At 47.5% G+C, this 7,161-nt stretch carries 5 protein-coding genes and 1 pseudogene; 2 read left to right on the top strand and 4 right to left on the bottom strand.

The genetic code is table 11. From position 1 onward, the window contains the following. The 3 genes and pseudogenes from BN93_RS04435 to BN93_RS04425 all read right to left on the bottom strand — a co-directional run. The coding region (locus BN93_RS04435; protein ID WP_394329926.1) for a BT_3928 family protein at positions 1-1,317 on the bottom strand (1,317 nt) is incomplete at its 3' end. 78 nt (positions 1,318-1,395) lie between these two features. Next, positions 1,396-1,954 (bottom strand): annotated as a pseudogene (locus tag BN93_RS04430) (DUF1599 domain-containing protein). A 229-nt stretch (positions 1,955-2,183) separates the two neighbouring features. Beyond that, complete coding sequence (locus tag BN93_RS04425) at positions 2,184-2,591, bottom strand: hypothetical protein (RefSeq protein ID WP_019187139.1); 408 nt, start codon at positions 2,589-2,591, stop codon at positions 2,184-2,186. Positions 2,592-2,964: 373 nt separating this feature from the next. Between BN93_RS04425 and BN93_RS04420 the strand changes: the two genes are divergently transcribed. Beyond that, positions 2,965-4,398, top strand: a complete 1,434-nt coding sequence (locus tag BN93_RS04420; RefSeq protein ID WP_019187138.1) for a CCA tRNA nucleotidyltransferase — start codon at positions 2,965-2,967, stop codon at positions 4,396-4,398. 1,612 nt (positions 4,399-6,010) lie between these two features. Beyond that, complete coding sequence (locus BN93_RS17335) at positions 6,011-6,184, top strand: hypothetical protein (protein WP_157462657.1); 174 nt, start codon at positions 6,011-6,013, stop codon at positions 6,182-6,184. A gap of 452 nt (positions 6,185-6,636) precedes the next feature. Here BN93_RS17335 and BN93_RS04410 read toward each other — a convergent pair. After that, positions 6,637-7,161, bottom strand: a 525-nt coding sequence (locus BN93_RS04410; RefSeq protein WP_044259854.1) for a cytochrome c biogenesis protein, incomplete at its 5' end; no start/stop codon positions are given.

Below are 7,161 nucleotides of genomic sequence, written 5' to 3'. Positions count from 1 at the left end.
TCTCATTTTTCTTTTTTTCTTTAAGAGTGTATATAGTTTATTGCGTTTTCTTTGTTTCTTTATCCATTTGGTCCATGCCCATAGACGGTCGGCCAAGGTAAGCAAGAACAGCGGGAACACGAACCAAAGCACTATCTTGGTGATGCGTGTCGTTACGCTGGTGGGGTCTATTTTGCCGATGCTAAGCTTGTCTAGTGGGGCATTCAGCGTTTCTTGTTTGGGCAAGGCGTTGTGGCTCCATTTGTTAATCACCACACCATCTTTAATGAGTATCAGCCCAGGGTTGCTCCTTATCATCGTTTTCAGCGTAGTGCCGTCGGTGATGTAGAAAGGATATTCGGCACCAGTGAGGTCTTGCCAACGGCTGATGGCGGCTTTTCCGCTGGCGGTTAGGCACATCATGGGCACGTTATGCCGTTTGGCGTACTCGTATATTCGGTCTATCGCACCGAAGTTGGTGTCGTCGGCTTGCTCTAAGTAAGGCGAAATCAGCAAGAAAGTGTAGCCCTTACGGCTTAAGACGTCTTCCGTGATGTCGTTGCCTGTGGCCTCGTCGGTGATGGAGAAGTCGTGAATGGGCGGTACGTAGCCTTCTTCTGTTTGCACGGTCTTGCTGTCTACGAAGGTCCAAGTGGAGTCTGGGTAGTTGTCTAGCGTAAACTCGCGCGTCTCTCCGTTCTTGCTTAGCACGAAGGTTGTTTCAAATTTGGGCTGTTTTGCATCCGCAGGAATTTCCATTCCCTTACGAATGTCGGCTCCGATGTGGTATGGACGGAAGTCGAATGGGGGGAGCGTGTATAGGCTCCACGCGCTCGACACGATGATAAAGAACAGCGTATAGTTGGTAACAATCCATTGATTGGTCTTTGAAATGAACCTCACCATGCGCAGCGGCCATCTTGCCACCACTATGGCGGCCAGCAACAGCACGATGTTTTTTGCCAAAGTCTGCCCATTGCTCAGATGAAGGGCATCGCCGAAACAACCACAATCCTTTACAGGACTAGCAAAGTATATCCACACCGTGATGAGGGTCATCATGCCGATAAAGCCCAACAGCAGCTTTGAAACCAAACGCCGCTGTATGGCGAAGAGCAAATACACGCCCAAAGCGAACTCTGTGGCGGACAAGGCAACGGACGTGAAGAGCGTGAACCAATTGGAAACGAAGCCTGAAAGACCGGCGGCCATCAGGTAATCGTTTATCTTATATTGAGTGCCAAGCGGGTCGATGGCCTTTACATAGCCCGACAACACGAAGGTTGTGGCTATCAAAAGCCTGCACACGTTGGTAAGTATGTATATCAGTCGTTTCACATTCAAAATGCTCTATTGGCCAGTTGGTGCGGCATATACGATTGGTTATCGCTTTTAGCAAAGCCGCAAGCATGGTCTTTATCGTACTTCCTTCTCTTTTAGTTTAATGGCTCCAAACACTGCATAGTTGATGATGTCCATATAGTTGGCGTCTATGCCTTCGCTAACAAGGGTGTCGCCTTCTAAGTCTTCCATTTCCTTTATGCGTTGCAGCTTAGTTAGTATCAAGTCGGTATAGCTGCTAACGCGCATCATCCGCCACGCCTCGTCGTAGTCGTGGTTCTTTTTTAGCATCAGTTGCAAGGCTTCGTTGGCGTATTGGCGATAAAGGGCAAGTGCCTCTTCGGGTGTGAGGTCAACCTCGTCGGCAAAGCCTTTGTCTAGTTGAATTAGGCCGATAATACCATAATTCACCAATGCGATAAACTCAGGTCTGATGCCTTCGTTCACCATTGCCGTTCGTTTTATTTCGTAGCGAGCGTATGCGTTTGGCCTTGATAAAGAGCTGGTCGGTAAGCGATGTGGCCCTCAGAATGCGCCACGATGCGCCATAGTCGTGCAGTTTTCTTTCAAAAAGGTCTGCACACTCTTTCAGCGTTTCCTCAAACTGTTTCTCTGTCGTTGCTTGTTCTGCCATCGTTCTTGTTCTTTTGAGCCTCGGTGAGGTGGGGTAGGGCGCATCGGTAGTGCAATGAAAGTTTACTTTTATATTGCCGAGTGCAGCCTAATTTCTGCAAAATTAGTGCCAGCGAGCGCAATGAAAGTTTACTTTTATATTGCCGAGTGCAGCCTAATTTCTGCAAAATTACACATTATTCAGCAAACGGCAAAAGAAAAGGCACGAGTTGTCGTGCCGTGCGCGCCAATCATTGCGCCTGCTTTTTCTGAATGGCCTTCACCATTTGACAAAGGGCCTCGTATCGAATTTTCAGCGAATCGCGCCTAACCAAAAGCTCCGCCTTGCGCTGTGAGGTAAGCTTTCCTTGTTTCAGAGCCTGCTCTTTGGCTTGTAAAGCCGAGTCGGTGCGTGCAATGTCGGCTTGTGCCAACTTCAACGATGCCGTTTGCCAAAGCCCCAAAGCCGTTTTTCGCGCATTGATGGCACGCGGAAAGCGGTCGCGCAACACGCTAATTGAGTCGAGTACGTCTTGATAACGCTCTGCCTTATACAAGCTGTCTATCTTGGCAAGCAGCGGTGCGGCCTTCTCGTCTTCGCTCTTTTCGCAGCTAATGGTTAAGGCAAACAGAGCCAAAAGCAAAAGTATCTTATTCATAATTTCTTAATTATATGTACTGTATGGGGTACCATCTGCAACACCCGATGTGGCACAGAGGCGATAACCGCCCTGTTTTGCGCATCATTAAAAGCGCACTGCCAGCCATGTACCTACGTCTCATCTGGTGTTTGCACGCACCATCATGGACAAAAGTAACAATAAAAAACGAGACCGCCGAACTATCTGCATGTATTTTAAGGCTTATTCGATAAAATGCACTTCATTTTGTGTTCAAGCGCATCCGTTGTCGCTTTTCAATTGGCGCTTATGCCCAACATCTGCCTGCCTGCACGTCTAAAAACGCGTTCGCAACGGGCTACTATCAACTTTTATGCGTAACTTTGCACCTACAAAAAGACTTGTATTTAGCATGAAGATATTATCCGATGCCCAACTGGCTGAACTCCTAGACCAAGACATTTTCCATAAAATAGGCGACGCGGCAGATGCCCTCGGCGTGCCTTGTTATGTGGTAGGAGGGTATGTTCGCGACCTTTTCTTGGAACGAGCGTCTAACGACATCGACGTAGTTGTGGTGGGAAGTGGCATACAAGTGGCCGATGCTCTGCGCAAAAACCTTGGAAAGAAGGCGCACATATCGGTGTTTCGCAATTTCGGAACGGCCCAAGTGAAGTTTCGCGGTTACGAAATTGAGTTCGTTGGGGCGCGAAAAGAAAGTTACAGTCACGACTCGCGTAAGCCTATCGTGGAGAACGGAACGCTGGAAGACGACCAAAACCGCCGCGACTTTACCATCAACGCTATGGCCGTTTGCCTTAACGCCGAGAACTTCGGGCAGCTTATAGACCCTTTCGATGGCCTTTACGACCTCGAAGACGGCATCATTCGCACGCCGCTCGACCCCGACATCACTTTCTCTGACGACCCCCTGCGCATGTTGCGGTGCGTGCGGTTTGCCACCCAACTGCGCTTTTTCATCGAAGACGAAACATTCGATGCGCTTACACGTAATGCCGAACGCATTAAGATTGTTAGCGGAGAGCGCATTGCCGACGAACTAAACAAGATAATGATGACACAGCAGCCTAGTCGCGGATTTGTGGAATTGCACCGCTGTGGCCTGCTGCAACTCATCCTTCCTGAACTAACTAGGCTCGATAATGTGGAAACGCGCAATGGCCGTGCGCACAAAAACAACTTCTATCACACGTTGGAGGTGCTTGACAACATTTGCCAACACACCGACAACTTGTGGCTGAGATGGGCTGCCTTGTTGCACGATGTGGGCAAAGCGAAGACGAAACGTTGGGACCCGGCGGTTGGATGGACTTTCCATAACCACAATTTCATTGGTGCAAAGATGGTGCCCGACTTGTTCAGGCGCATGAAACTGCCCCTCGACTCGAAGATGAAGTACGTGCAAAAGCTTGTAGACTTGCACATGCGGCCCATCGTTATTGCCGAAGACAGCGTTACCGACAGTGCCGTTAGGCGACTGATGAACGATGCGGGCGACGACACTGAGGACTTGATGACGCTTTGTGAGGCCGACATAACAAGCAAAAATCACATTAAGAAACAACGTTTCCTAGATAATTTCCGCATTGTGCGCGAAAAGTTGGCCGACTTGAAAGAACGTGATTACAAACGTTTGTTACAGCCAGTGATTGATGGAAACGAGATAATGGAGTTGTTTCATCTTGGTCCTAGCCGTGAGGTGGGCACGCTGAAACAAACGCTTAAAGATGCAGTGTTAGACAATCGTGTGCCTAACGAGCGCGAACCGCTGATGCAATTGCTGATGCAGAAGGCTAAGCAAATGGGATTGGAAACAGCACGGTAAAGGCTGATGTTGTGCCAACGGCCTGCTTGGCCGATAAAAATAAGGATGAATTGTGCGGTGTTTAGATAGCTTTATGCAACCGCCAATTCATCTTTTTCTGTATTATATCTGGCTCTTGTGTGTAAATGCTGATGGCGGCATTTGTTGTTGAACCCAATAGGTTGTTATACCGTTTATCAATTATTTTTGATTGTTTGCACCACTCACTGCTCATCTTTCGTTTGCTTGCCGGCAGCTTGCCTGTCTTGTTCTCTCTACGTAGCCCGCTGCGCCTTCAAGAATAAGGCAGACAATATGCTCAACATTCAAACAAAAATTGCATGTCTCAAACAACCGATTTGGGTTGAATTAAAGTGAAATTTATGCAGAAAAGTGTGCTATTCGTATCAAAACGGCCTTTATTTGCTGCAAACGGTACTGCTGTTCACATCAAAACACGCTGCAATTAGTTGCTATATGCAGTGCTGTAAACTGCAAAGCACAATGCGATATGCCGAAACCGTCTTGACTTTTAACCCCAATCGGCCGTTAAGCCGCTTGCCAATTATTTTAGGTTGTTTCCTTTGTCTGCTGTTCATCTTTCGTTTGTTTGTCGACATATTGCCAGTTTCATTCTCTTTATGTAGCTCGCTACGCCTTCAAGAACAAAACAGGCAATAGGCTCAACAATCAAACAAAAATTGCACAAGCCCTAGCAACCGATTTGGGCTTAATGTTTCTAAAAATCAAGAGGAGCTTGTTATCTTTGTTGGGCCAACATAAATACACTCTCCTCTCCGTCTGCGAAATGGGGGACAAACCAACTCTTTGGTTTACAAACTCGCGAAAAAGCGACAATACCCGAACACGGAAACTCATCAATTTGCAAACTCATCAACTCACGAACTTGCAAATTCAAAGACCCATCAGCTCAAAAACTCACACTCTTAAATTGTTGCTTTTATTTTACAATACTGTTCTGGTTCTCGCTTCGTTCTAGCGAAAAAATGGGGTGAAAAGTGGTTAAATGGCCACTATTTCTAGTCTTCCACGTCTATTGTTTTGCCTATTTTCGAGAATACAGCCTGCTTTTTGCACCATTTTGCCTTTCTAGTTTGGTTGTCGGCTCATTATTTTTTGCGCTCAATAACCCACTTTTAGCCCCTAAAACCCTACTTTTTAATGGCCATTTTACCCATTTTAGCCCTGTTTTTAATGGTGGAAATGGGTTTTGCCTATACAACTGCAATGTATATTTATGCTTTTCGCCTCGTATTTAGCACCATTTTACCCTGCATTTAGCACCATTTTGCCCTGCATTTAGCACCATTTTGCCCTGCATTTAGCACCATTTTACCTTGCGTTTAGCACCAAAACGCAAGGTGTTTTGCATCAAAACGCACTGCGTTTTGCGGCAAATTGCACTGTATTGTGCTGCAAATAGCCCGAAAATGGGTGCGAATTGCAGTTTTATGCAATGCGTATTCACTTTGCTTGCATTTGCAACAAGCCCCCTTTTGCATCGAAACAAACCTTCGCGAGAATCGATTTTTTGCGGCAAGGTGGATGCTCGGTGGGCAGAAAGGGCACTTATAATGTTAAAATTCTTGCGGAAAACTATACAAAAAAGAATGTGCCGAATACACGTGTATGGGCTACGGAACTGCAAGCAGGTACGTTTGCGGACGGCCAGCGCATGTTGTTGCAGTGTATGCAGCCCACAGCCGACGGCGAGAGCAGCATGGAAACACAGAGAACATCTGCCATTTGCAGCTTGTCTTCAGCCTGTGGGAGATACATGGAATAACTTCTGTCTGGTCGCCTTTTAGCACATAACAGCGTTCTGCCTCAGGCGGATGAGGCTGTATCTCTGGCGTTGTCGTATCTTTGTCTGCCGTTTCGTACCTGTGAGGCGTGCTTATCCGAAATAGGTTCATTAGTGCCTGTGCAGATTATTTTGATTGTTGAGCATATTGCCTATCTTATTCTTGGAGTTGTGTAGTGGGCTGCGTTGAGAGAGATAAGACAGGCATGATGCCCACAGGCAAACGAAAGCTGGGCCGTAAGCGATGGAAACAACCTAAAAAATGATAAGCGGTATAATGACCGATTTGGAGGGTAAGCAAAGGCATGGTGCTTTACGCCGCACTGAGGTTGTATTGGAACTTGAATAGACAAAAAACCGTTGGCAGCGTTATGCTGCCAACGGCTTGTAATGTGGTTTGTTTTTTTTGCGTGTGAGCACTTATGCTCTGCTTCCTAGCCCAGGTTGTAGGTGTGCACACTCGACCCCATAGCGGCTGGCAGGTAGTTTATTCCCCACCAACACATTTGTAGGAGCAAGAATGAAACGATGAGCATGTAGAGTGCGGGGCGCAGGTGATGGGGACGCGAACGGCGGAAATGCACGTAGGCTAGATAGGCAAACCATGTTACGGCAGCCCATGTTTCCTTCGGGTCCCATGCCCAATAATGTCCCCAAGCCTCCTTTGCCCAAAGCGCGCCCATGAGCATGCCAAGCGTCATAAACGACAGGCCGACGTAAACCAGGTTGTCGGTGATGTCCATTTCGTCGTCGGTGGCCGGTTTCTTCTTAATGAAAAGCAGGTAGATGGCCATCACCGTGGCTGCGCCAAGCAGGGCATAGGCGAACATGTAAACGATGACGTGGGGTGCAAACCAAGGACTTTGAAGGGCGGGCATCAACGTCTTGTTGTGTATTTCGGGTTTCATCACGTTGATGATGATGAACACCGTGGCCAAGATGGTACTGAAAGAGAGTAT

The sequence above is a fragment of the Prevotella conceptionensis 9403948 genome, assembly GCF_000312305.1.
In the GTDB taxonomy this organism is placed as follows: Bacteria; Bacteroidota; Bacteroidia; order Bacteroidales; family Bacteroidaceae; genus Prevotella; species Prevotella conceptionensis.
The sequence above is the reverse complement of the archived record's forward strand: the minus strand, read 5'-3'. Positions and strand labels throughout refer to the sequence as shown.